20 protein-coding genes are annotated in these 24,469 nt (G+C 41.4%); 18 read left to right on the forward strand and 2 right to left on the reverse strand.

Annotated elements, in window-relative coordinates:
* Positions 1-382: 382 nt before the first annotated feature.
* A complete protein-coding gene (locus tag MWU82_RS05615) occupies positions 383-2,113 on the forward strand; it encodes a PQQ-dependent sugar dehydrogenase (RefSeq protein WP_247095550.1) in 1,731 nt (576 codons plus the stop codon).
* Positions 2,114-2,342: 229 nt separating this feature from the next.
* Positions 2,343-4,601, forward strand: coding sequence for a two-component regulator propeller domain-containing protein (locus MWU82_RS05620; RefSeq protein ID WP_247095552.1), 2,259 nt, complete (start codon positions 2,343-2,345; stop codon positions 4,599-4,601).
* A 34-nt stretch (positions 4,602-4,635) separates the two neighbouring features.
* Here the strand turns inward: MWU82_RS05620 and MWU82_RS05625 are convergent, their stop codons facing one another.
* A complete protein-coding gene (locus MWU82_RS05625) occupies positions 4,636-5,313 on the reverse strand; it encodes a LytTR family DNA-binding domain-containing protein (protein WP_215947205.1) in 678 nt (225 codons plus the stop codon).
* Positions 5,300-6,331 carry a histidine kinase gene (locus MWU82_RS05630; protein WP_247095553.1) on the reverse strand — a complete coding sequence of 344 codons (1,032 nt, stop codon included), beginning with the start codon at positions 6,329-6,331 and terminating at the stop codon, positions 5,300-5,302. The genes MWU82_RS05625 and MWU82_RS05630 overlap by 14 nt, the downstream gene beginning before the upstream one ends.
* 191 nt (positions 6,332-6,522) lie before the next feature.
* Here MWU82_RS05630 and MWU82_RS05635 point away from each other — a divergent pair, with 191 nt between their 5' ends.
* The 16 genes from MWU82_RS05635 (at position 6,523) to MWU82_RS05710 (ending at position 24,458) form a co-directional block, all read left to right on the forward strand.
* The gene (locus tag MWU82_RS05635; RefSeq protein WP_247095555.1) at positions 6,523-6,813 is read left to right on the forward strand and encodes an EF-hand domain-containing protein; all 291 of its coding nucleotides are present in this window, start codon (positions 6,523-6,525) and stop codon (positions 6,811-6,813) included.
* 35 nt (positions 6,814-6,848) lie between these two features.
* Positions 6,849-7,856 (forward strand): YHYH protein, encoded by a 1,008-nt coding sequence (locus MWU82_RS05640; protein ID WP_247095556.1) that lies wholly within the window; start codon positions 6,849-6,851, stop codon positions 7,854-7,856.
* 98 nt (positions 7,857-7,954) lie between these two features.
* Positions 7,955-8,617 carry a DUF6702 family protein gene (locus MWU82_RS05645; protein WP_247095557.1) on the forward strand — a complete coding sequence of 221 codons (663 nt, stop codon included), beginning with the start codon at positions 7,955-7,957 and terminating at the stop codon, positions 8,615-8,617.
* 58 nt (positions 8,618-8,675) lie between these two features.
* A complete protein-coding gene (locus MWU82_RS05650; RefSeq protein ID WP_247095559.1) occupies positions 8,676-9,674 on the forward strand; it encodes a YHYH protein in 999 nt (332 codons plus the stop codon).
* 5 nt (positions 9,675-9,679) lie between these two features.
* The gene (locus MWU82_RS05655; protein ID WP_247095561.1) at positions 9,680-10,303 is read left to right on the forward strand and encodes a hypothetical protein; all 624 of its coding nucleotides are present in this window, start codon (positions 9,680-9,682) and stop codon (positions 10,301-10,303) included.
* Positions 10,304-10,354: 51 nt separating this feature from the next.
* Positions 10,355-10,495, forward strand: coding sequence for a hypothetical protein (locus MWU82_RS05660; RefSeq protein WP_215947211.1), 141 nt, complete (start codon positions 10,355-10,357; stop codon positions 10,493-10,495).
* Between the two features lie 171 nt (positions 10,496-10,666).
* Positions 10,667-11,431 (forward strand): YHYH protein, encoded by a 765-nt coding sequence (locus tag MWU82_RS05665; protein ID WP_215947212.1) that lies wholly within the window; start codon positions 10,667-10,669, stop codon positions 11,429-11,431.
* Between the two features lie 11 nt (positions 11,432-11,442).
* Positions 11,443-12,042, forward strand: a complete 600-nt coding sequence (locus MWU82_RS05670) for a hypothetical protein (protein WP_247095563.1) — start codon at positions 11,443-11,445, stop codon at positions 12,040-12,042.
* Positions 12,020-12,712 (forward strand): SCO family protein, encoded by a 693-nt coding sequence (locus MWU82_RS05675; RefSeq protein WP_247095565.1) that lies wholly within the window; start codon positions 12,020-12,022, stop codon positions 12,710-12,712. Before MWU82_RS05670 ends, MWU82_RS05675 begins: the two co-directional genes overlap by 23 nt.
* A 5-nt stretch (positions 12,713-12,717) precedes the next feature.
* Positions 12,718-13,485: a hypothetical protein gene (locus MWU82_RS05680; RefSeq protein WP_247095567.1), complete on the forward strand. Its 768-nt coding sequence runs from the start codon at positions 12,718-12,720 to the stop codon at positions 13,483-13,485.
* A gap of 423 nt (positions 13,486-13,908) precedes the next feature.
* Positions 13,909-15,492, forward strand: a complete 1,584-nt coding sequence (locus tag MWU82_RS05685; RefSeq protein WP_247095569.1) for a sulfatase — start codon at positions 13,909-13,911, stop codon at positions 15,490-15,492.
* A 55-nt stretch (positions 15,493-15,547) separates the two neighbouring features.
* Complete coding sequence (locus MWU82_RS05690) at positions 15,548-17,848, forward strand: glycoside hydrolase family 95 protein (RefSeq protein WP_247095571.1); 2,301 nt, start codon at positions 15,548-15,550, stop codon at positions 17,846-17,848.
* 9 nt (positions 17,849-17,857) lie between these two features.
* Complete coding sequence (locus tag MWU82_RS05695) at positions 17,858-19,234, forward strand: sulfatase (protein WP_247095573.1); 1,377 nt, start codon at positions 17,858-17,860, stop codon at positions 19,232-19,234.
* 152 nt (positions 19,235-19,386) lie between these two features.
* Entirely contained in the window at positions 19,387-20,169 is a 783-nt protein-coding gene (locus tag MWU82_RS05700; RefSeq protein ID WP_247095575.1) for an SGNH/GDSL hydrolase family protein, read from the forward strand.
* Positions 20,170-20,173: 4 nt separating this feature from the next.
* Positions 20,174-22,030 (forward strand): family 20 glycosylhydrolase, encoded by a 1,857-nt coding sequence (locus tag MWU82_RS05705; RefSeq protein WP_247095576.1) that lies wholly within the window; start codon positions 20,174-20,176, stop codon positions 22,028-22,030.
* 97 nt (positions 22,031-22,127) lie between these two features.
* Positions 22,128-24,458 (forward strand): GH92 family glycosyl hydrolase, encoded by a 2,331-nt coding sequence (locus MWU82_RS05710; RefSeq protein WP_247095577.1) that lies wholly within the window; start codon positions 22,128-22,130, stop codon positions 24,456-24,458.
* Positions 24,459-24,469: the final 11 nt, after the last annotated feature.

The raw sequence follows: 24,469 nt of genomic DNA on the forward strand, positions 1-24,469 counted from the left end.
GCATTCCCAACAAGTTTTGCTTCGGGCCTACCTGGTTATCAAAGAATACAAAATTCTCCAATCAGTTGGCCAGACCAATAAGGGTTTTAGGTTTTGTGCTAATACGGTATTGGAATCATCCACTAAAAATAATTTGAAGTCACTTAATTATTTGAACAAATTTCATTAGCTTAGGAGGTGTAGATCAGTATGGGAATCAACTATTTATGTTATTAGGATAAAAGATTACATGTAACTTCTAATAGCAACAAAAAGGGACATGTAAATCGTAAAATAACCCATGGAATTTTAATTACACTTTACAATAGATTTAACTTTCTGGGTACCGAATAGGAAATATAAAGAAATGGCAGTTCTCCTCCGCTTAAAAAAGGTTCTATTTATGTTACTGTTTTCGGGCATTATGATGCAATGCACGAAAAACCTACCACCTGGAGATCCCGATAATGGGGGATTAGTACTGCCTGAAGGTTTTGAGGCGGTAGTGGTGGTGGACAGTATAGGACCTGCTAGGCATCTTGCTATAAATGACAATGGTGATGTTTATATAAAAATGCGATTTGCCCATGAGGACGGTGAGAATATTGGTCTGCGTGATACTGATAATGACGGAAAAGCGGACGAAATAGAGCGGTTTGGGGTATTTGATCAGCGTGGATATTATGCTACAGGGATGCGGATCAATAAGGATTATTTATACTATAGCACAGCAAGTACGGTATATAGGCAAAAGCTGACAAGGGGCAAGTTGGTACCTGAAAGCGAGCCGGAGGTTATGCTTACGGATGATTATCAAAATTCCCCTTTTGGTTATTCCCACATTGCCAAACCACTAACTTTTGATGATAACGGCCATATGTATGTCCCCTTTGGCTCTCCTGGTGATGTTTGCCAATCAAAAGAACAGAATAGAATGCCCGGGGCATTGGGTCAGGATCCATGTCCAGAGTTGGAATGGCATGCTGGGATATGGCAATTTGACGCCAATAAGCCGGGGCAGACACAAAAGGATGGATACCGCTATGCTACCGGAATTAGGAGTGTTGTGGGGATGGATTGGAATCCTTACGACAATACCTTGTATGTCCTACAACATGGACGTGACAACCTGAACCGTAACTGGCCCGAATACTATTCCCCATGGCAAAGTGCTATGTTGCCATCAGAAGAATTTCTTAGGGTCAAAGAGGGGACCAATGCTGGTTGGCCTTACTACTATTACGATCATATGCAGGGCAAAAAATTACTTAATCCCGAATATGGAGGGGATGGCAAAAAGGAAGGCGATGGGGCAAAATACGAGCAGCCCATAATTGGTTTCCCAGGTCATTGGGCACCCAATGACCTACATTTCTATCAGGGAGACCAATTCCCTGAGCATTATAAAAATGGCGCTTTTATAGCCTTTCATGGTTCAACCATCAGAGCGCCTTTTCCCCAAGCTGGCTATTTTATTGGTTTTGTCCCTTTTAAAAATGGGCAAGCTGGTGAGTGGGAAGTTTTTGCCGATGGTTTTACACAGGTCGATAAAATTGTTGATACAGACGATGCAGGATACAGGCCTGTGGGTATTGCCATGGGGCCGGATGGGTCATTGTATATAAGCGAAAGTGAACATGGTAAAATTTGGCGCGTAATGTACAAAGGGGACAAGAAGAATTTTGGTAAGGACCAACTTGCACAAATGGAAAAGCTCAAAAACTTACCGCATATCAAAACTCCGGATGAGATTAAGGATGATCTTACCCCGCTCAGGGCAGAAGCGGGAGCAATATTGTATAACAAATACTGTGGATCTTGTCATATGGCCAATGGTATGGGAGATGGCAGTAGGTTTCCGCCTATCGCTGGTTCCGAATGGGTCAAAGGGGACCAAAAAAGGCTTATAGATGTTGTATTGAGTGGATTAAGTGGGCCTATTGAAGTAAATGGCAAGGCCTTTGACGGCGTTATGCCACCAGTAGACTATTTGGAAGATGAAGAAATAGCCCAGATCCTCACCTATATTAGGAAGGAATTTGGCGATAATTCCCCTCCCGTTGGATCCTACTATGTAAAAGAGGGCAGATACTACGCAAGGAAGAAAAAGGAGGCATTAAAGAGTGGTATTTAGATGCCTTGGCAATTTAACCCTCGCCTGTGAGATGATTTTTAGTTTGAAATTTTGGTGCCGTAAATTCTGCCTCAATCCTGTTTTTCCTGAATTTTTTATTATATTCAATTTTTGTTATATGGCGTATTCAAGATCATAAAAGCTATTAGTTATTAAAGGTTTATAATTGGTTCTGGTATATATCCCTAGCTTGGATTAACTTTAGTGCCAAACCGATCAGTCTTATAAAATGAACAAAGCCATTTTCTTTCTTTTTCTTATTCCAATTTTGTCAATAGGCCAAAGCACGGACCTAAGATCCAAACCAAATGCAAATCCTATTACAGCTTATATAGATAAGCCTTTTGCTCAGGAATATCATGAGGCATTTATTATTGCCGAAAATAGTGAAGACTCCAACAATGTTAGGGCCATTCAACCAGATTTGGAGGGAGGCATCTGGATTGCCACCAAAAATGGTATCTACCAAAAAGAAGTCGGTTCCAAGGAATGGAAGATAGTAATTAGCGGAGATAACCAAGGCCCGGCCTATGACGTAGAAATTGATAAAGATCAAAATGTTTGGTTGGCCACCTGGAACGGAGTTTATAGGAGTAGGTCCGGCGACATCCAAAAAATGGAAGGTCCTAAGCCGCCCATTGCCAAACTGCTATCGGCAAAGGAGGGCGTTTATGCCATGGGGCCATATGGAATATGGTTGTACCAAGATAAAAAATGGGTAAAAAGGGATTATAAAACAGCGAGAAGTATTCGCACCGTGTTGTCCGACAATAACGGCGGACTGTGGATAGGTACAGACGTGGGCCTTTACCACTGTACGGATGAAAAAACTACGGCATATCAGGGAAACGACGATTTGATCAGTGCTTATGTTCGGGGAATGGATTTTGACCAAGAGGGAAATATATGGATAGGGGGCTTGGGGGGAGTTTCCATTAGAAACAAAACTGCAAAAATTGGAGAAAAAACGTCTGAAGATGGGATTGTCAATGCCAATGTAACTGCTGTGGCAAAGGGTCCAGACGGCAGGATGTGGGTGGGAACGCAATACGGGATAACCAGATTTGTCCCGGGAGAAAAAGAATATTCCGTTAGATTGGGCAGGCGTTGGTTGGTATCTAACGAGGTGAGAGATATTGCATTCGACCAACAGGGAAATGCTTGGGTTGCCACTGCTAATGGAGTAAGTGCCATAAAGAACAGGCAAATGACACTTGAAGGTAAGGCGGACTATTTTTATGATAAATTGATAAGGCGCCATGTCCGGGAACCATGGATAATAGCCCGTTCCAAATTAGCGGTGCCTGGCGATACCACGACCATACAGCCGGAGGACGACGATAATGATGGGGAGTTTACCTCCAATTATCTGGCCATGGAATCCTTTAGGTATGCAACAACCAAAAATCCGGAAGCCAGGGAAAGAGCTGGAAAGGCATTCGATTTCTTACATTTTTTAAGGGAAGTAACGGGTGAAGATGGTTTTTTTGCAAGGACCATAATTCCAGCTTCCTGGGAACAATCCCATGATATGAACCGCACTTACACCGAGCGCGAATTGGCCGAGGAAATTATTGAGAATCCCAGACAAAAGCCGGTAGAAAAGCGTTGGCATGTTTCCAAGGATGGCAAATGGAAGTGGAAGGGAGATACCAGTAGCGATGAGATTTCTGGGCACCTATTCGGTTATTATTGTTACTATAACCTAGTGGCGGATGATAAGGAAAAAAAGCGGGTAGCCGATCATTTCAGCAAAATTATGGACCATTTGATGGAGAACGATTTTAACCTGGTAGATGTGGATGGAACCCATACCAAGTGGGGCGTTTGGTCCCCGAATATTCTGAACCACAATCCCGATTGGGCTCCGGAAAGGGCATTGAACTCTTTGGAGTTGCTAGCTTTCTTAAAGTTTGCCCATCACATTACCAAAAAAGAAAAGTATCAAAAGGAATATTTGAAATTGATAAAGGAAGAAGGGTATTTGGAAAACGCTAAAACCTTGCACAACACCAACCCTTCCTGGGAGACTTATTTTGACATCTTTTTGTCCCTATACATGTATCCAATTTTAATAAACTATGAGGAAGATCCAGCTTTGAAGAGGGAGTATCAAGACCATTTGGAGCAATGGTTCAAGAAGCATAAAAAAGCAAAGAGCCCCATGATCAATTTTACTTACAATCTTCTAACAGGGGGGGGCGATGAGTTGGATAGCTCTATAGGTTTCCTGAAGGACGCTCCCTTGGACTTGTTAGATTGGTATGTTGACAATGCACAAAGGGAAGACCTTAAGGTAGTTCGGCAGCCTATTCTTGAAGAGCTTCAGACAGCCTTGCGCCCACCAAGTGAATACCGAACCATGAGATGGGATCAAAACCCTTATGTTGCGGTCAGCGGCGACCCGTCTCAGGAAAAAGAACCTGTTTATTGGCTGCTACCGTACTGGATGGGACGATATTTAAACTTGATATCGGCGGAAAAGTAAAACTTAAAATAATCCAAAGCATTTGATATAATCCTTAAAAAAGATTCTTTTTTACCAGCTCATAATAACTGGCACTTACAGGAATGACCGCTTTTTCAATCAGCAGATCCCGGCCCTTTAAAGCGTTAACTTTTGCTTTGTTAACGATGTATGATCTATGGACCCTCATGAAACTTTGTGCTGGGAGCTTTTTCTCCAGAGCGCTAAGGCTCTGGTTGCTCATAATCTTTCCCTGTGGGGTGTGATAAATAACATATTCGCTATCGCTCTCAATATATAGAATGGAATCGAACTTAATTTTATGTAGGTCATAGCCCGATTTAACGATTATTGAATCCTCTGCGGCTTCCTGGTCAGTGTCTATTTTTATTTTGTTGACAGCCTTTAAAAAGCGTTCAAAAGTAATTGGCTTTAAGAGATAATCTATGGCATTTAGTTCAAAACCTTCCAAGGCGTATTCCGAGTATGCCGTTGTAAAGATGACCTGAGTTGATGGCGGAATCATTTTTGCAAACTCTGTACCTTTAATTTCGGGCATTTGGATGTCCAGTAGTAACAGATCTATTTTTTGTTCCTTAAGCACTTTTATGGCATCCAAGGGATTTTCGAAGTCGGCCACCAATTCCAAAAAATTCACTTTTGCAATATAGGTTTTGAGGAGGCTTCGGGCCAACTCTTCGTCGTCTACAATTAAACATTTAATGGTTCCCATTCAGATCTATGTGTAGTTGAACTTTAAAAGTAGTTAATTCTTTTTGGATCTTTAAGGTATGCTTTTTTGGGTATAGTATTTCCAATCTTTTCTTTACGTTTTCCAGGCCTATTCCTCCAATTTTGTCTTTTTGCATCGATTCCTTGGGGATGCTGTTTTCAATTTCAAAATTGATGTTTTTATCGTCGGAGAAGATACTTATTTTTAAAAAAGCATCTGTTATCTTTTCCAAATTACCGTGTTTTAGGGCATTTTCAACAAAGGGAATGAATAGCATGGGTGCTACCTGCACAGCATCGTTTTTTATTTGAAATTCAGTTTGTATGGGATAGGTTTTGCTACTTTTTAAGACGTACATGGCCAAATAGTCCTTTATATAGTCGACCTCTTTTCCTAAAGGTACAAACGCTTGTTCACATTCGTACAGAACATAACGTAACATATTGGAAAGGGTACTGATACCTTGTTGGGTCTTGTCCGAATTGGTAACCGAAAGCGCATAAATATTGTTCAGGGAATTGAACAAAAAATGTGGGTTGATCTGCGATTTCAGTAGTTTTAATTCAGTTTGCAAATTTTCATTCCTGTTCCTAATATTTTCTTCTTCCTTCTTTTGGGCAAACAAAAATGTCTCCATAAAAGTGGCTAGTACATAGGCAATGGACAATACCAAAAAATGGATCAAAAATTGGGGTGGAACCCTAGGGCGCATTGCGGGCGGTGGACCTGCCTGGCGAGGTGGTTGACCTGAAATCAGTCCCACAAAAGGTTCAGAAATAATTGCGGCGCAGAAAACGATCAAGGCCAAGGAAATCAATATAAATGGTACATACCTTTTTTTGAACAAAAGTGCGGGTGCCGTGTAATAGATCAGAACGGCAATGACCACAATTTGCAAAAGAAAAGAGGGTGCGTTCTTTTTGGCAAAGACTACATCATCTGTCATAAGCAACCAGGCCATGAGCCATACGGCTAGCCATAATACCGTGTGAAAAAGAAATCGTTTTGTTCTGTCCATGGTACAAATTAAAGGAATTAATTTTCATCACAATGCAAAAATAGGCCCTCCGGGCCCTTCTTTATTTATTGTTCACTGGTGTAAACACTTTATTCGCTTAAAACCTGCGATGGTTCACAGAAAGAAGCCATTTGGCATTCAACCATGGGCCATCTTTGTAGTCCAAAGAATGAATTTAAAAAACAATAACAATGAAAAAAATGATAGTAAAATCGGCAATGTTAACAGCAATGGTAACCTTATTTTTTAGCGCTAATCTTAGTGCACAACAACCTCAGGGTGGGCAAGGACAAAAAGAGCGGCCTTCCGTAGATCAAATTTTTAAGGAAATGGACAAGGATGAAGACGGAAAATTATCCGAAGAGGAATTGAAAGGCCCTATCAAGGATGATTTCGCCAAGATAGATACGGATGAGGATGGCTACATCACTAAAGAGGAGTTGGAGAAAGCGCCTAAACCTAAAGGACGTAAACGTGAATAGGGAATGAACTTAAGTGTAATTATAAAATTGAAATTATGACGAATAAATTTTCATATTTAATAGTAGGTGCCGTGCTCTTCATGTCCTACCTAAGCTGTAGCAATGATAGTGAGGATACTGCGGACGGCACGGATGATAGCGAAACAGTGGATGAATCTGCTGTGGTAAATGTTGATCCATCTTACTTTTATACGGCAGATGGATCGGTCACGATTACTACTGTACCCTGTACATTGTCAGATGGCACCGAAACGGATTGCTACCAAATTGTTACCTCCAGTTTGGCCGGAGATCACGAAATGGGGCCTTGGTGCCCGGACAATATCGACGACGATGCGGAGGCAGGGGGCATATGGCTGGAAGGCGGGGAAGTTTATGATGTGGATGGTGCCTTTGTTGAAAATTTGGCGACATTTTACGACGATACCAATTGGTTATTATATGATAGCAACGGAGATATTTATGTAACGGATACGGAAGAAGATTGTGAGAATGCCGCCAACCCAAATGTGGGCGCCGAGTATGAGAACTTCTGTGTAGAATGCCTCCCTTCCTATATTACCGATTTAAGTCAAACTTGGGTAATACCAGTAACGCCGGTAATACAGGCTAGTCCAACTTTATTTACTACCGCAGGAGGAGGGCCTCCGGGAGCGGGCAATTCGGCACCTTCGACTCGTGGAGTAGCTTTGAACGGTATTGAATTTTCTGCTCCTGCACCTGTAGATAATATACTTGGGGCATACACCCTTGCCCCTTTTGATGATGCTGGCGGACATATTAATGTACATCAGGGATACCACTACCATGCAGCTACAGGATTCGGGACACAAATAGCGCAGGACGATGGGCATGCAGCTTTGATCGGATACGCCTTGGACGGATTCGGAATATATGCTTTGGAAGATGCCAATGGCGATAGCCCTTCCGACTTGGATGAATTAAGGGGGCATACGGATGAAACTAGAGGGTATCATTACCATGTAGACGCTGCCGGCAATAATAATTTTATAAATGGTTTAAAGGGAGCTTACGTCAATTGAAAGTAATGGTTGGAAAGAGTCTTAATTAGATAGGAAGGCCATTCGAAAAATAGTATGGCCTGTTCCATCTAACCTTTTAAACATAAAAATATAAACAGATGAAAAAATACATGTTACTGCTAGTTGCTTTGGGGTTTTCAATGGCAAGTTTTGCCCACAATCCCAATGTTTCTACCACAATGCTGGTGGAAAAGGGGAATAATAGTTGGGTATTGCAGATAAGTGCATCCTTAACCGCTTTTCAACAGGAAGTAAGGACCCATTTTGCTGAAACACCTTATCAATCTCCAGAGGAGTTTCAACAAATGGTGTTGGAGCATATTAAAAACAACCTTCATATCAGTTTCAATGGGGGAGAGGATATTTCTTTCGGGAACGGAGCCGTAAAACTTGGTCATGAAACCATGGTAGTTTTCGAAGTCTTGGATATTCCCACGGATATAAATTCGGTGTTGGTTACAAATACCGCCTTTAAGGACATCCACCAAAATCAGAGTGCCCTAATACTTTTAAAGGAAGGATTTAGCAAAGAACATTTTGTTTTGAACAATGCCAACGATCACACCCTCTCGTTGGCGGTAGCTGGAAATGAATTTGTGGAAGTAGGCAAAAATGAGGCTAGTTTTTTTTCGACCGGTATAGGGGTCATTTTATTGGGTGTAGCAGCGATTTTGGTTGTGGGGCTTACTGTGTTGGGGGTAGGTTATGTATTTAACAAGCCCGATAAGTCTAAAAAAGTGCCTCTTACCGTAGTTCGTTGATTTAAATTATTGGGTGCACTAATGGAGATTTAAGGAGATAATAATTAAACAGAAGCAGATGAAAAGAAAAGTAATATCAAAGAGCAATATGCTAAGGCAATCCCTTGGAATTATCGTATTATTTATTGCGTTTCTCGCTTGCGGTGATGATAGTACGGAATATGATGAAATTGAAGACGAAGAGGTAGCCGATGCTGTAATTCAAGAATCCTTTTTTAATTCCACTTCCCTGATTTCCTATACCAAGGTGGATTGTACCTTGGAGGACGGATCTACGGGCGACTGCTATAAATTGGTATTTTCCAGCAATCCAGTGGAAGATGGACCATATTGCCCAGAGACCATAGATGATATAGGGGGCTTGGGGATTTATGATGGTGCCACAGATCCTGGTTTTCAGGTGTTGAAGGCCACCTTGTTCAATGCGATGGAAGCGGATGGCTATGATATTATTGACGATGAGGGCAACATCAATATAGATGATTTTGCTTCTGGTCCTGCCGACCCTGATTTGGCATATTGTTTGGAAGCGGCTCCCGATAATGATCTTCAGCTTACCTTCCTGATTCCGGCAACCCCAAAATTGGGATCCACAAATGATGTTATTGGTACTATAGACTTGGTTGGTGTTTCACTCGATGGAGTTCCCATCAATGGTGCCCCACCTTCTGTTGCCAATCCAGGAAGGGAAAAAGCAGGAAATATTCCTTCCTTGGATCCTTGCGGAGGTCATAATGACCCGGCTGGTTACTATCATTGGCATTTTGTGGCAGAGACCATGAACCAAGTGCTGGACGCTTATAACATAACCGATGTATCCTGTACCTTCATAGACCAAGTTTCCGGAACCCAGTTAATTGGTTTTGCCAAGGATGGTTTTCCCATCTATGCCTATGAGGTTGAACCATCGGATTTGGATGATTGTGGGGGCAGAACTTCCAGTACCACGGAATACCCGGATGGTGTATATCATTATGTTGCCAGTAATACGGATGCTCCCAATGTTCCAAAATGCCTTAAAGGTGTAGCGGCAAGTAATAACTTTAGTTACCAATAAAAAGGATGATAAAAAAGACACTGATTTTTTGCATACTCATGGTGCTGTCTTCCAAAATGGCACTTGCCCATAACCCATTGTCGGCCATGTATTATTTCGAGGTAAAAGGCGAGTTGGGGATATTGAATGTTAGCCTTAGTCAGGCTGGCCTGCAAGAGGCCTTGCTAAAATACTATTCAGGAACCGATTTCAGTCTATTGACGGAGGTGGACTACAAGCAATTGGCGGTGGATTATATAAAGGAGAATTTCCATTTGACTGTAAATGGCGATCCAATCTACTTGGAGAATGGAGGGTTGAAGCTGGGAAACCATCAAACGGATCTAAAATTTATAAGCTCCGAATTGCCCAAGGAGTTCAATAATCTTGATGTTGCCATAAATGCCTTTAGGGAAAATGACCATCATCAAACTATTTTCTCATGGTCATTAAATGACATTACGGACAAGCTTATTCTAAAGGAAGACAACGAATACAGGGCCTCAGTGGTATTTAAGTACAATAAAATGGTTGTCCAAAATAGGAGAATCAATACCAATTACTTGTGGTTCATCGCCATTGTTCCATTTTTTATAGTGGGTAGAAAGCTGCTGTTGTCACCTAAGCTGAATCAAAAGAAGTTGGAATAGCAATCATTAATGGAATGTATTAGATATTCAATCCTAAAAAACATCAAGACTATGAGATTATGGAAAAACATATGGGACCAGTTCAAGATTGCGGGTAATGAACCCAATCTCTGGTGGGCCTTTATTGTTTCATGTGTTGTAATAGTACTGGCAGTATTGGTTATTTATAAAATGATCAAACCCGTAAAATAGCCTAAACCCATTAGGCTTAAATTGGTTTACCGATCAATGCCCATTATTGACTTAAAATAGTGGGCAGTTCATGGATTTGCAGATTTTGATGCTGCCTGATTTACGAGATTTGTCATAACAAAAATACAGAATAAACAGAAGTAATAACGAACCCCCCCTAAATTAAAAGACATGAAAAAAGAAGTAAAAGTGAATAAAAGTATCATGACAATAGCAATGGGTGTGACCTTGCTTTTAACTACCCTAATTGCCTGTAGTGCAGATAGTGCTTCCGATGAGGATACTGAAGAAACTGTTGTAACCGAATTGCACGCTGCATTTTCAGCCTTTAATTCCGATGCCACCACTATTTATTTGGATGGGTCCAATGTAGTAATAGAAACTACTGGTTTGCCCAACCATGAAACGGTTTATTGGGGAGAAGGAAATTCCCTATATAAGGAGGAACCTGATGTGGATAGAACGCCAAGCATCATGTCCAGTAACAACAATGCTACTACCATTGTGGTGGATGCAACCCCTAATTTAACGGGAAGTACAGTATCCACTCAATTGAATACTATAGGCATTGCCGTAAGCGGGGCCTCCATTTTTAACGATCAAGAAGGAGGCGGCCCATTAAACCAGGCAGCGGCAAGTTTGGACTGGACAGGTGCCCATATTGGTCCTGGTGTTTATCACTACCACTTGGAGCCCAAAGCCTTCACCGATGATGATGAGAATCTAGTAGGGATACTCTTAGATGGGGTTTTTCTCTACGGTAGAAAATGTACTTCCACCGGGACCTACCCAACAGATTTGGATGCTTCGGGCGGACATACTACGGCTACCCAATATACAGATGGCGAAGAGGAGTACCACTATCACATCATCAATGAATTGTATTCAACAACGGGATCTTATTTGGCCTTTGCCGGTCCATATCAGGGATACTAAAAAAAAGGACTATGCGACCATTACTTTTATTAATTGTGACTGCCTTATCCCTTATAAACTGTAAAGACGCCACTGATATAAAAAGCGAGGAGGGGAAGGCTATTGTAATCTCCAATGTTGAGGTATCCAAACAGGATTTGGACCTTAACCAAATTGAAGGGAAATGGTATTATAAAAACCAGCCTTACAATGGGTATTCGGTGAAATTTCATGCCAATGATACCTTGGCGGAAAGACTAGGGTTTCTAAATGGTAAAAGGGAAGGTATTGCAAGAAGATGGTCCGAAAATGGAGTGCTTAGGGTAGAATCTACCTATCATCAAAACAAATTGGTAGGAGTGTATAAAAGCTGGTGGGAAAATGGGGTGTTGGCAGAAGAATCCCATTACGTTAATGGCCTTAAGCAGGGTGAAGAAAAACAATGGTATGCCACCGGACAATTGTCCAAAGTTAGGCAAATGGCAGAAGGGAAGGAAGAAGGATTGCAAAAGGCCTGGCTGCCCAATGGGAAATTATATGTTAATTATGAAGCCAAAAACGGACGCATTTTTGGAATGCTAAGGGCTAATTCATGTTATAAATTGGAAGATGAAGTTGTTGTTAGGGATTAAGAATAAGGGGTTGGTGTTGGTTTGTTGGTTGGCATTTTTTACTAGTTGCAAGAATCAAGTAAAAAAGGAGACTGTTGAAGTAGTGGAGACCAGTAGGGTGGAATATCTTCCCTACTACAGCGATGAATCCTTTACGCCATATTGGTTAACCCCAAATAGTGAAGAGGAAAAGAGTTTCCATAAAATTCCGGATTTCAGTTTGGTAAATCAATTGGGGGATACGGTATCCCAAAATACATTTGATGATAAGATATATGTTGCGGATTTCTTTTTTACCACTTGTCCTGGTATTTGTTTAAAAATGACGGGTAATATGGTAAAAGTGCAGGAGGCATTTAAGGACGATCCAGAAGTATTATTGTTGTCACATTCGGTAACACCCTCTATAGATTCTGTCCCCATACTTAAGAATTATGCCGAAAAAAACGGAGTAATGGATAATAAATGGCATTTGGTTACAGGGGACAAAACGGAAATTTACGATCTGGGAAGAAATCAATATTTTGTAGAGAACGATTTGGGGGTGCCAAAGGATATAAACGACTTTTTGCACACGGAAAACTTCCTGTTGGTAGATAAAAACAAACATATTAGGGGTATTTATAATGGGTTGAACAGGGCATCCATAGCCCAACTAATTACAGATATCAAAGCCTTAAAACTGGAGTAGTTGCTATGCGTTTATTTGCGAAAATTCGACGGGGTTTCATTATTTCCGGCAAATTCAAAAACTATCTGTTATATGCCTTTGGAGAAATATTCCTAATTGTTATAGGTATCCTGATCGCGTGGAAAATCAACGATCTAAATGAAATCAGGAAAAATCGGATAGTGGAGATGAAAATCTATCATAGCCTGTATGAAGAATTGAATACAAATTTGAAAGTTCTTAATGAGGGCATTGTTAAGTACTCTGGCAATATTAACAGATTGGAAGCTACCATGAGCTACATTGGCCTGGCTCCCGAACAAATTACGCCAGGGGCCAAGGATACTATAGTGCACATTAATTATGCTCCAATGGTCTTGTTGGACGGTGCCTTAAATTCTGTTATCAATACTTCTAAATTTGAAATTATTGAAAGCGATTCGTTAAAAACCCTTATAGCCAATTATCCCACTGAAATTGCTGAATTTAAGATTACAGACTCAAAGATCAATGATATAGTGGTAAATCATTTGCAGCCGGTATTGGAAAAACATCTTGCCTTAGTAGATATACTTCCACAGGAAAACCCAAAATTTAATAACCTCCGGGACTTTGGACAAGTTTCCAATTATTACAGGTTATTGAATACAAAAGAATATCAGAACGCGTTGGTAGATAGATTGATACAAACTGAAAATCTTTTGACCCAGGCCAAAAAATTAAGGAATCGGACCCAGGTTATGGGCATAAAATTACGCCGAGAGCTGGGGTATCCTGAAGAATATTTACAATAGAATTTCATTGTGGACACGTACGACTTAGTACTTAAATCGACCTGTGTTTAAAGAGACCAGTTTAAGTTATTTCGGAAAGCAAAGATTTTGTTGGCGATTTTGTAGGTTCCCATTAAGATGAGGGGAGATATTCCTCTTATTAGTTTAGTTAGATTTAAAAGGGAGGTAGTTCCTCCCTTTTTCTATTCATTTGATACTAAATCTAAAAAAAATCAGGAAGTTATTTCAATCCAATTCCGGTTGTTTTAGCGTTTCAACCATTACCCTTGATCATAAAATGAAGTCCAGAAGGCATAAGCCCTCTAGGAAATAGCCTTCAAAAACAGCATAATTATGCCAATAATCAATGCTAGAAGCTATCTTTTATTTTTAAAAGTTAATTTTACAGATATTAAGTTTTAAAATAACTAAAACATGATGAAAATGAAATTCTTTGTAGCTGTTCTTGGTTCTGCACTATTATTAACAATCTCCAGTTGTAAGAATAAGACTGAAGAAAAAACAGTGGTCCAGTCGGAAAGACCCAATATTCTTTTTATAATGTCCGATGACCATACCGCTCAGGCTTGGGGGATTTATGGGGGCATACTCAAGGATTATGTGCATAATCCGAATATTAAACGGTTGGCTGCAGAGGGTTGCGTTTTGGAGAATTGTTTAGTTTCCAATTCCATTTGTACTCCCAGTAGGGCAACGATCCTCACCGGTCAGTACAGTCACATTAATGGAGTTACTACCTTAGGTGCGGGCTTGTCTCCCAAACATAACAATATAGCAAAAGAGCTGCAAAAGGGTGGTTATGCCACATCCGTTATAGGGAAATGGCATTTAAAACAAGAGCCTGCAGGATTTGATTATTATGCCGTATTGCCAGGGCAGGGGGATTATTGGAACCCAAGATTGAAAACAGCGGACAATTGGGAAGACTACTACGGTGGAGGTAAAGTAGTGGAAGGTTTCAGTACCGATATCATTGCCGATAAAACCATGGAGTGGATAGAAAACAGGGACAAATCCAAACCCTTTATGGCCATGTGCCATTTTAAGGCTACTCACGAACCCTATGATTACCCTGAACGCTTTAGTCATCTATATCGCGATGAGGAAATTCCTGTTCCCGATTCTTTTTATGATCAAGGAGCGGAAACTACAGGCCGGGTATTTAAAGGACAATCCATAGATAACCTTCAAAAGCGCTATTTGGCTGCCACTGCCGATCCGGAATTGAGAAAAGATTATATGGCCTATCCGGAATTGCCTTTTTCGGTTGAAGGTCTTAGCGCAGATGAGGCAAGAATGAAAACCTATCAGAAATTTGTAAAGGATTTCATGCGCTGCGGAGCTGCCATTGATGACAATATAGGCAGGTTGTTGGATTATTTGGAAAAATCTGGACTGGCAGAAAACACCATAGTTATTTACACGGCTGATCAGGGTTATTTCTTAGGGGAACACGGTTGGTTCGACAAGCGTTTGATCTATGAGGAATCCATTCATATGCCATTTGTCATAAGATACCCAAAAGAGATTCCCGCTGGGACCCGTAATGCCGATATCATTGAAAATGCCGATTTCTCGGCCCTGTTTGCGGATTATGCCGGTATAGAGTATCCGGAAACCATGCAAGGCCATAGTTTTCGGGAGAACTTAAAAGGAAATACCCCTGCAGATTGGCGCAAGCATGGCTACTATAGGTATTGGGACCATTCCAAAGATCGCCCTGGCCATTTTGGAATTAGGGGAGAGCGTTACAAGCTCGCATTTTATTATGGAAACGGACTCAAAGTAAATGAGTATACCAAAGAAGAACAACCAGATAAATATTGGGAATTCTTTGATTTGGAACAGGATCCCAAGGAACTTCGAAACGCCTATGATAATCCTAAATACAAGGATATCATCAAAGAAATGAAAGAGGAGATATTAAGGCAAAGGGAAGCCTTGGGGGATACCGATTCGGATAATCCGGAAATACATCAAATTATCGCTGACCATTGGGAAAGTTAGGAATACAAGGGTGCACTAAATAAGAATTGAGCAATAATGATCAGAAGTTAAACGGATGCAAAGAAGAAATATACTTACCTTATTTTTTGTCCTGTTCTTACTAATTGAAGGGACAAAGGCCCAGGAAAAATTAAAATTGTCCTATATACAACCTGCTACAGAATGGACAGAAGCGTTACCAGTGGGCAACGGTAGTCTTGGGGCTATGATCTATGGAGGTGTTTCACAAGAGCATATTCAATTTAATGAAGAAACGCTTTGGCGTGGACAACCCCACGATTATTCCAACAAAGATGCTGGAGATTATTTAAATGAAATACGGCTGTTGCTTACAGAAGGTAAACAAATGGAGGCCCAAAAATTGGCACAGCAAGAGTTTATGAGCGAACCCTTACAGCAAGTGCATTATCAACCGTTTGGTGATATTTATATCGATTTCAAAAACCATGATAACTACACCAATTATAAGCGCGAACTCAATTTAAATAATGCCATTGGTTCGGTATCCTATACCGTTGAAGGTGTAGAATATAAGCGTGAGGTATTGTCCAGTTTTCCGGATCAGATTATTGCGGTAAACCTAACTTCCAGTAAATCCAAAGCCCTTAATTTTGATTTGTGGTTAGATGCTATTCATGAAGATAAAGCGGTGAAGACCAATGGTTCTACTCAAACCCTGGAAGTTAAGGTTAAAGATGGCGCTTTAAGAGGGGTAGCTACCCTAAGGGTTGAAACAAACGGTACCATAAAAACGGTGGGAGGGAAACTTCAAATCTCCAAGGCCTCAAAAGCCACGATCTATTTAACCGCTGCTACAAATTATATTGATTTTGAAGACGTTTCAGGGGAGCCTGAAAAAATGGTGCCTGAAATATTGACTAAAGTTGCTAGTACAAATTTCAAAGCGGTAAAAGAAAAGCATATTTCAGATTACCAATCCTTATACAACCGATTTGAAATTAGTTTTGGGGATAACGGAAAATCCAAAAATCCGACCGATCAACGCATTTCCGATTTTAGCAGCGATCCAAACGATCCGCAACTGGTAGCCTTGTATGTAGCATATGCGAGATATCTAACCCTTGCCAGTAGTCGCCCAGGAACAAAGCCAGCAACACTTCAAGGTATTTGGAATGATAAATTAACACCCCCATGGTTTAGTAGTTATACCACGAACATTAATTTGGAAATGAATTACTGGCCGGTGGAAATGTACAATTTAAGTGAATGCCATGAACCATTATTCGATTTAATTGAAGACCTTTCTATTACTGGAGCCAAAGTGGCCAAAGCACACTACAATGCCGAGGGTTGGATTACACACCACAATATTGATATTTGGCGTGGTGCAGCTCCGGTAAACGCATCGCACCACGGTATTTGGTTGGGTGGAGCGGCTTGGTTAAGTACCCACATTTGGGAGCATTATCTCTTCACCCAAGATAAAGACTTTTTACAAGAGAAGTACCCGTTAATGCGAAGTGCCGCCTTGTTTTACAGTCAGTTTTTATACGAAGACCCCAACACGGGTTATTTAATTAGTTCACCATCCAACTCCCCGGAAATTGGTGGTTTGGTGGCGGGCCCAACCATGGACCATCAGTTGATCAGGGCACTGTTTAGAAGTACTATTGAAGCTTCAGAAATTTTAAATACAGATCAGGAATTTGCTTCAACCCTGGAGCCTATGATTGCTAAAATTGCTCCAAACCAAATAGGAAAGCATGGACAATTACAGGAATGGTTGGAAGATAAGGATGACCCGGAAAATCATCACCGTCATGTTTCACATCTTTGGGCGGTGCACCCGGGGAATGAAATTAATTATGAGGACACGCCAGATTTAATGGAGGCGGCAAAGCAGTCCTTGGAATATAGAGGTGACAATGGCACCGGCTGGAGTTTGGCCTGGAAAATTAATTTTTGGTCTCGATTTAGAGATGGCGACCATGCTTACAAGCTATTGCATAAACTTCTAAGTCCTGCCGAAGGTGCGGATGGAAAAGAAGGTGGAGGTTCGTACCCCAATCTGTTTGATGCACATCCACCATTTCAAATTGATGGAAATTTTGGAGGTGCCTCCGGTATTTTAGAAATGATTTTGCAAAGCCATTTAGATAAAATTGAATTATTGCCGGCCTTACCGACAGCCCTTCCAGAAGGACGTGTTTCGGGTATTGTGGCCAGAGGAGGGTTTGAATTGTCTTTTTCTTGGGAAGAAGGCCGATTGATAGGCATTTCGGTACTTTCAAAAAGTGGCATGCCATGTGTTTTAAAATACAAGGATAACACTATTGAATTTGAAACTGAAGCAGGAAGAACCTATCATTTTGACGGTTTGTTGAACAAAAAATAGAACAATATAATGTATAGAATAAAATTAATAGCCATTGGTATTACGGCAGTCTTAAGCTGTAAAACAGTATTGGTTGCCCAATATAAAAATTCCCAACCAAACATTATTATTGTCTTTACGGACGATCAAGGTTATCAGGACGTAGGCGTTTTTGGTTCGCCCCTGATTAAAACCCCAAACCTTGATCAGATGGCTGGAAACGGTATGAAGTTTACCGATTTTTATTCGGCTTCACCCGTGTGTTCCCCATCAAGAGCGGCACTGTTAACGGGGGCTTACCCAACTCGGGTTGGGGTTCCTAAAGTGCTATGGCCAAACTTACCAGGTGGATTACCAAATGAGGAATTGACTATAGCCGATATGCTTAAAACCCAAAACTACGCTACAGCTTGTATTGGGAAATGGCATTTAGGGGATAAGGATCAATATATGCCAACTGCTCAAGGCTTCGATATGTATTATGGTATTCCATATAGCAACGATATGTCCGTGTATCCAAAGGCTAAAGTATCGGAAAACGTTTTGTACAGAGAGGGCATGACCGTCGATAGTTTGAGACAGGAAAAATGGAGAGGAGGCGTCGTACCATTAACAGAACAAAATGAAATTATTGAATACCCCGTAGATCAATCGACATTAACACAGCGCTACACAAAAAAAGCTTTGGAGTTTATTGAGGAGAATAAAGAAGAACCGTTCTTCTTATATCTAGCGCATTCAATGCCCCATATTCCATTACATGCTTCCGCAGAATTTAAAGGGAAAAGCGCACGAGGTTTATACGGCGATGTCATTGAAGAGATAGATTGGAGCATGGGCCAAATTTTAAAGACTTTGGAAGCCTTGGATTTGGATGAAAATACCCTGGTGATTTTTACATCGGACAATGGTCCATGGAATCTCAAGAATGGTCATGGGGGATCTGCCCTACCCTTAAGAGGGTTTAAATTTGAGACCTATGAAGGCGGAATGCGGGTTCCCATGATCGCCCAATGGAAAGGAGCCATACCTGCTGGGACCGTTTGTTCCGAAATAGCCTCCACCATAGATTTATTGCCCACTATCGCCCATTTGACGGATAGCGATATGCCAGAGGAAAAAGTGGACGGAAAAAATATTTGGCCGTTATTGGCGGGAAAGAAAAAGGCTTCGCCACATAAGAAAGAGGGGTTCTATTATTACTCGGGCGAAACAGCGGAAGCTGTTCGAAAGGGAGATTGGAAACTAAGGAGGAAAGAAGGGGAAATAGAACTTTTCAATCTGGCCGAGGATATATCCGAAAGTGACAACTTAGCCGAAACCCATCCTAAAATAGTACAAAAGCTGATCAAGATGCTGGATGATTTTGACACCGAATTAAAAGCGGACAATAATAGGTACCAGTAAAGGAACATTTAAGGAAAGTGGTTAGGTACTGGTTGGGATGGTTCATATTGATCTGAAGCTTTCTTAGGGAGCTTCATTGACCCAATGCATTAGGAACTAAACATTCAGAAAAAAACGGAACTAAAACTTCATAGTTAAATAACAATCGTGAGATGAAACGACTGGATTTTTTAAAAAAAGCTGGTGCGGCCAGCGTTGGCTTAGCATTGCTCCCGCATGTAGTTTCCTGCGGAACCAATAAAAATATGGCCGAAACTGCCTGGTCCGGGTTAAGGGCACAGGACGGACCCGTATTTTCCTATGTACATCCAAAAAAAGGTGTGCCAAATGTCTTGCTCTACGGGGATTCGATTTCCATTGGTTATACCACCACGGTTAGGGAAGAACTGGCCGGGAAAGCCTCGGTGTTTAGAATTTTCAGCAATGGTATTTCTAGCCACGACTTTATTCCCAAAATGGAGAAACTTGAGCAAACTATGTTTAAACCGCATTTAAAGGGGGGTTGGAATTTTGAATGGGACGTGATTCATTTCAACGTTGGACTTCATGATATAAAGTACATGAGCAGTAAAGGAATGGATAAAGAAAATGGAAAGATCGTTTCCACTGTGGCGACCTACCAAGAAAACATGAAGGCCATATGTGAATACCTGAATGACCAATTTCCAAATGCAAAATTAATATTTGCCACTACGACCCCCGTTCCCGAAAATGCCAACGGGCGTTACGCCGGTGATGCCAAAAAATATAATGAAGCCGCTTTGGAGGTATTAAAGGACTATCCTTCTGTTATCATAAATGATTTATATGGGTATACCCTGCCCAGTCATGAAAAATGGATGGTAAAACCAGGTAACGTACATTATAATAAACTTGGAACAACGGAACAAGGAAAGAAAGTAGCCGAAGTAATCCTTGAACAACTAAACCAATAGTTAAATGTCTAAATATTTCACATACATACTGTTTTTTTCAATGTTTGGGTTCAACCTTCAAGTAGTAGCCCAAAACTATCATTTTGTACCACAACCTGAGTCGGTTTCCTTTACAGATGATGCATTTGTTTTGGACAAGAATACCAAAGTGGTGGTGCCCAAAAAGTTTCAAGGGGTTCTTATTCCATATTTAGCGGAAAAATTCCATAAGGATCTAGGGCTTAACCTTACCTATTCTTACCGAAATCCTGAGGTGGGGGAAAAGCATATATTATTTAGGTTGGATAAAAGGTTGTCGGTAAGGGATGAGGGCTATTTGCTAGAGGTGCAACCAGCATCCATTGTGGTGACCGCCAAAGATTACGGAGGACTTTTTAATGGATTTCAGACCTTGCGCCAAACCTTCCCGTTGGAAAATTCCGGAACGGTCAAAGTGCTGGGTATGACGGTCAAAGACAACCCTAGATTTGGTTGGCGTGGCATTATGTTGGATGTTTCCAGACATTTTCAACCTAAAGAATTTATCTTAAAGCATATAGATGTTCTTTCCTCCTATAAGGTGAACAAGTTCCATTGGCATCTGACCGATGACCAAGGTTGGCGTATCGAAATAAAAAAGTACCCAAACCTTACTGAAAAAGGAGCTTGGCGTGCCGATAGAACTGGCGTAAGCTGGTGGCAACGTGAGGAAGCAACGGCCGAAGAACCAAAAACGGTTGGGGGTTTTTATACCCAAGAAGACATTAAGGAAGTCATTGCTTACGCAAAAGTGCGCAATGTAGAGATTATCCCGGAAATAGACGTCCCTGGCCACAGCAAGGCCTTGGTAGCATCTTATCCCCACTTGTTTTGCTATGATGAATCCGATGCCAATTTTGAAGTTGCCGTAGGGGGCAAGGCGCCCGATAATGCCGTCTGCGCAGGTAAGGACACTACTTACGAATTTTTGGAAGGGGTAATAGAGGAGGTTGCGGCGCTGTTCCCATCAAAATACCTACATATTGGTGGTGACGAGTGCAATAAAACCAATTGGAAAAAATGTCCGTATTGCCAAGGGGTAAAAACAGAAAACAACTTAAAGGACGAAGAGGAGCTACAGAGTTATTTTATACAAAAGGTGCATAAGATCGTAAAGGCCCAAAATAAGACCATGATTGGTTGGGATGAGATTTTAAGTGGGCAGGGCGCTCCGGGAGCGACCATTATGGCATGGAGAAGAGGTACTTATACCCCGCAGATCACAGCACCGAAAAATGCCTATCCTACCATAATGACATCTTATAAATATATGTATATCAGTCAGGTTCAGGGGCCTACTTTTATGGAGCCCGAAGGGCCAAAGGTGGTATTGCCCTTGTCCAAAGTATATGCTCATGAGCCCATTCCGGAAGAATTGACACCCGAGGAGGTAAATAGGGTTCTTGGTAATGAAGCCTGTTTGTGGGGAGAATTTACGCCCACTCAGGAACATTGTGAATATATGCTGTACCCACGGGCATTGGCCAGTGCAGAGGTGTCATGGAGCGATCCCAAAGTTAAGGATTGGAAGCGATTTCAAACTGCCCTGGAAGATTCCCACTTTAAAAGACTGGACCGGGAACAGGTGAATTATGCCAAAAGTATGTACACGGTCTATGCTTCATATGCCCTAGATGAATTAAAAAGTGAGGCTTATGTGTATTTAAATACAGAAACTGTTGGGTATGATATATTTTATACCACCGATGGGGAAGACCCCACAACGGCTTCCGTTAAGTACGAGGGCAATTTTATTGCGCCTCCCAAAACCCTTGTTAAAGCTGGGCTCTTTAATAAGGAAGGAAGACTATTGGGGAGCGTAACAGAAATCAGATTAAAATAAAATTTTCAAATTATCACCAATTGATTTTGTAAATGGCAAAAGCTTAAGAAGCTATTTTAAAAATAAGGGGAGGTATTGACTTACTAATAAAATAATAATGTTAAAAAGAAGAATTGCACTACGTAACTTATGTTCTACCCTGTTGGTGTTGTCGCTGTTTTCATGTTCGTCCTCCAAGGAAAACCAAGTATCGGGACCCGATCCGGTAGACTATATAGATCCCATTATCGGCGCGATTACTTATGGCGAAAAGACCAAGGATGCCCATGGATTTGGCAAGACATTCCCTGGGGCCGCTACGCCTTTTGGATTGGTTCAGCTTAGCCCTGATACGTTTACGGGAGGCGATAATGGATCTGGCTATTCCTATGAGCACAAGACTATGGAGGGATTTAGTTTTACCCATATGAGCGGGGTGGGTTGGTTTGGTGACCTAGGTAATTTTTTGGTTACCCCAACAACGGGAAAACTCCAGACCAATAGAGGGGTTCCTGAAAATCCTGAAGGAGGATATCGTTCCCGTTATTCACATGATACGGAGGTGACCAAGGCAGGGTATTATGCGGTAACCCTGGATGACTATAAGGTTAAGGCAGAACTGACAGCGGCACCTAGAGCAGGAATTGTTCGGTTTACCTTTCCTGAAAACGATAGTTCCAGAATTCAGATCGATTTGTCGCGCAGGGTGGGGGGGACTTCAACGGAACAGTATATAAAAGTAGTAAACGAAAATACCATTGAGGGGTGGATGAAATGTCCACCAGAAGGTGGTGGCTGGGGTGGAGGAGATGGAAATGCCGATTATGTGGTGTACTTTTATTGTCAGTTTAGTAAGCCACTTAAGGATTATGGAATTTGGAGTGCCAAAATTCCGGATGTTCCCAGAAAAATGAAATTCATCAGACAGGATGATTACCAATTGGCGGTGAAGAATGCTGAAATATTCCCATCCAAAGAGGAGTTGCAGGGAAAGCATTTAGGGTTTTATACCAACTTCAACACCAAGGAAGGGGAGCAAGTTTTGGTAAAAAGCGGTATTTCTTTTGTAAGTGCAGCCGGTGCCAAGGAAAACTTGGAACACGATATAGCTCATTGGGATTTTGATAGGACACATGAGGAGGCTAGAAATAGTTGGAACAAGGCTATTAAGAATGTTGTGGTTTCCGGAGGGACTGAGGATGAAAAGACTATTTTTTATACCGCGCTATACCATACCATGATAGATCCCAGGACGTTTTCGGATGTGAATGGGAATTATATTGGTGCCGATAAGAAAATTCACCAAACCTCCAATTTTACCTATAGGACAATATTTAGTGGCTGGGATGTTTTTAGGTCGCAATTTCCTCTGCAGACAATTATCAACCCTAAGCTAGTGAACGACGAAATTAATTCCTTGCTACAAATGGCCGAGTTAAGCGGTAGGGATTATTTGCCACGTTGGGAAATGCTCAATTCCTATTCGGGGTGTATGTTGGGGAACCCTGCGGTCTCGGTCATTGTGGATGCCTATGAAAAAGGAATTCGCAACTATGATATTGAAAAGGCCTTTGCCTATTCAAAAAATACGGTTGATAATACGGGAAATGGAGAGTTGGGATATACCCATGGCAATATCTCCAAAACCTTGGAATATGCCTATTCTGATTGGGCCTTGGGTACCATGGCCAACTCATTGGGCAAAGGGGAAATAGCCCAGGAATACCTTGCAAAAAGTAAAAATTACCGCAACATCTGGAATGATGAAGTAAATTGGTTCCGGGCAAAGGATAGTATAGGCAACTGGTTGGAATGGAAGGGCAAAACGGTACATGGACAGGGCTGTATAGAGAGCAATCCTTTTCAACAAGGTTGGTTTGTTCCCCATGACATAGAGGGCTTAAGGACCTTGATGGGAGGGGAAGTTGCCTATAGGGATGAGCTGATATCCTTCTTTGAGAATACGCCTGAGGATTTTTTATGGAATGATTATTACAACCATCCCAATGAACCGGTGCACCATGTGCCCTTTATGCTCAATACTGCCGGCGTACCCCACCTGACCCAAAAATGGACCAGGAAGATATGTAACGATGCCTATGGGACGGATGCCTATGGTCTATGCGGTAATGAGGATGTGGGACAAATGTCGGCTTGGTACGTATTGGCCTCTATAGGAATTCACCCTATTAGTCCTGGGGATAATAAATACCAAATTACCAGCCCAGTTTTCAATGAAATTGAAATACAATTGGATCCCGATTATTATTCGGGCAAGAAATTCAGAATTCTAGCGAACAACAACTCCAGCGAAAATATTTATATACAAGCCATGACCTTAAATGGCAGGCCCTTGAACAGGTTTTGGATTACCCATCAGGAAATAACCGAAGGTGGGGTCTTGGAAATGCAAATGGGGACTGAGCCGGTAATTCATTCAATCAACTAGAAACATAAAAT

The sequence above is a fragment of the Arenibacter sp. S6351L genome, from assembly GCF_023016025.1.
Classification (GTDB): domain Bacteria; phylum Bacteroidota; class Bacteroidia; order Flavobacteriales; family Flavobacteriaceae; genus Arenibacter; species Arenibacter algicola_B.

Excerpts from the sequence above, each read along its gene's own strand:
- MWU82_RS05690 (WP_247095571.1), top strand. The coding sequence starts at position 15,548 with ATGCAAAGAAGAAATATACTTACCTTATTTTTTGTCCTGTTCTTACTA.
- MWU82_RS05640 (WP_247095556.1), top strand. The coding sequence starts at position 6,849 with ATGACGAATAAATTTTCATATTTAATAGTAGGTGCCGTGCTCTTCATG.
- MWU82_RS05635 (WP_247095555.1), top strand. The coding sequence starts at position 6,523 with ATGAAAAAAATGATAGTAAAATCGGCAATGTTAACAGCAATGGTAACC.
- MWU82_RS05680 (WP_247095567.1), top strand. The coding sequence starts at position 12,718 with ATGCGTTTATTTGCGAAAATTCGACGGGGTTTCATTATTTCCGGCAAA.
- MWU82_RS05655 (WP_247095561.1), top strand. The coding sequence starts at position 9,680 with ATGATAAAAAAGACACTGATTTTTTGCATACTCATGGTGCTGTCTTCC.
- MWU82_RS05710 (WP_247095577.1), top strand. The coding sequence starts at position 22,128 with ATGTTAAAAAGAAGAATTGCACTACGTAACTTATGTTCTACCCTGTTG.
- MWU82_RS05705 (WP_247095576.1), top strand. The coding sequence starts at position 20,174 with ATGTCTAAATATTTCACATACATACTGTTTTTTTCAATGTTTGGGTTC.
- MWU82_RS05645 (WP_247095557.1), top strand. The coding sequence starts at position 7,955 with ATGAAAAAATACATGTTACTGCTAGTTGCTTTGGGGTTTTCAATGGCA.
- MWU82_RS05685 (WP_247095569.1), top strand. The coding sequence starts at position 13,909 with ATGAAATTCTTTGTAGCTGTTCTTGGTTCTGCACTATTATTAACAATC.
- MWU82_RS05660 (WP_215947211.1), top strand. The coding sequence starts at position 10,355 with ATGAGATTATGGAAAAACATATGGGACCAGTTCAAGATTGCGGGTAAT.
- MWU82_RS05630 (WP_247095553.1), bottom strand. The coding sequence starts at position 6,331 with ATGGACAGAACAAAACGATTTCTTTTTCACACGGTATTATGGCTAGCC.
- MWU82_RS05620 (WP_247095552.1), top strand. The coding sequence starts at position 2,343 with ATGAACAAAGCCATTTTCTTTCTTTTTCTTATTCCAATTTTGTCAATA.
- MWU82_RS05615 (WP_247095550.1), top strand. The coding sequence starts at position 383 with ATGTTACTGTTTTCGGGCATTATGATGCAATGCACGAAAAACCTACCA.
- MWU82_RS05700 (WP_247095575.1), top strand. The coding sequence starts at position 19,387 with ATGAAACGACTGGATTTTTTAAAAAAAGCTGGTGCGGCCAGCGTTGGC.
- MWU82_RS05625 (WP_215947205.1), bottom strand. The coding sequence starts at position 5,313 with ATGGGAACCATTAAATGTTTAATTGTAGACGACGAAGAGTTGGCCCGA.
- MWU82_RS05650 (WP_247095559.1), top strand. The coding sequence starts at position 8,676 with ATGAAAAGAAAAGTAATATCAAAGAGCAATATGCTAAGGCAATCCCTT.
- MWU82_RS05695 (WP_247095573.1), top strand. The coding sequence starts at position 17,858 with ATGTATAGAATAAAATTAATAGCCATTGGTATTACGGCAGTCTTAAGC.
- MWU82_RS05665 (WP_215947212.1), top strand. The coding sequence starts at position 10,667 with ATGAAAAAAGAAGTAAAAGTGAATAAAAGTATCATGACAATAGCAATG.
- MWU82_RS05675 (WP_247095565.1), top strand. The coding sequence starts at position 12,020 with ATGAAGTTGTTGTTAGGGATTAAGAATAAGGGGTTGGTGTTGGTTTGT.
- MWU82_RS05670 (WP_247095563.1), top strand. The coding sequence starts at position 11,443 with ATGCGACCATTACTTTTATTAATTGTGACTGCCTTATCCCTTATAAAC.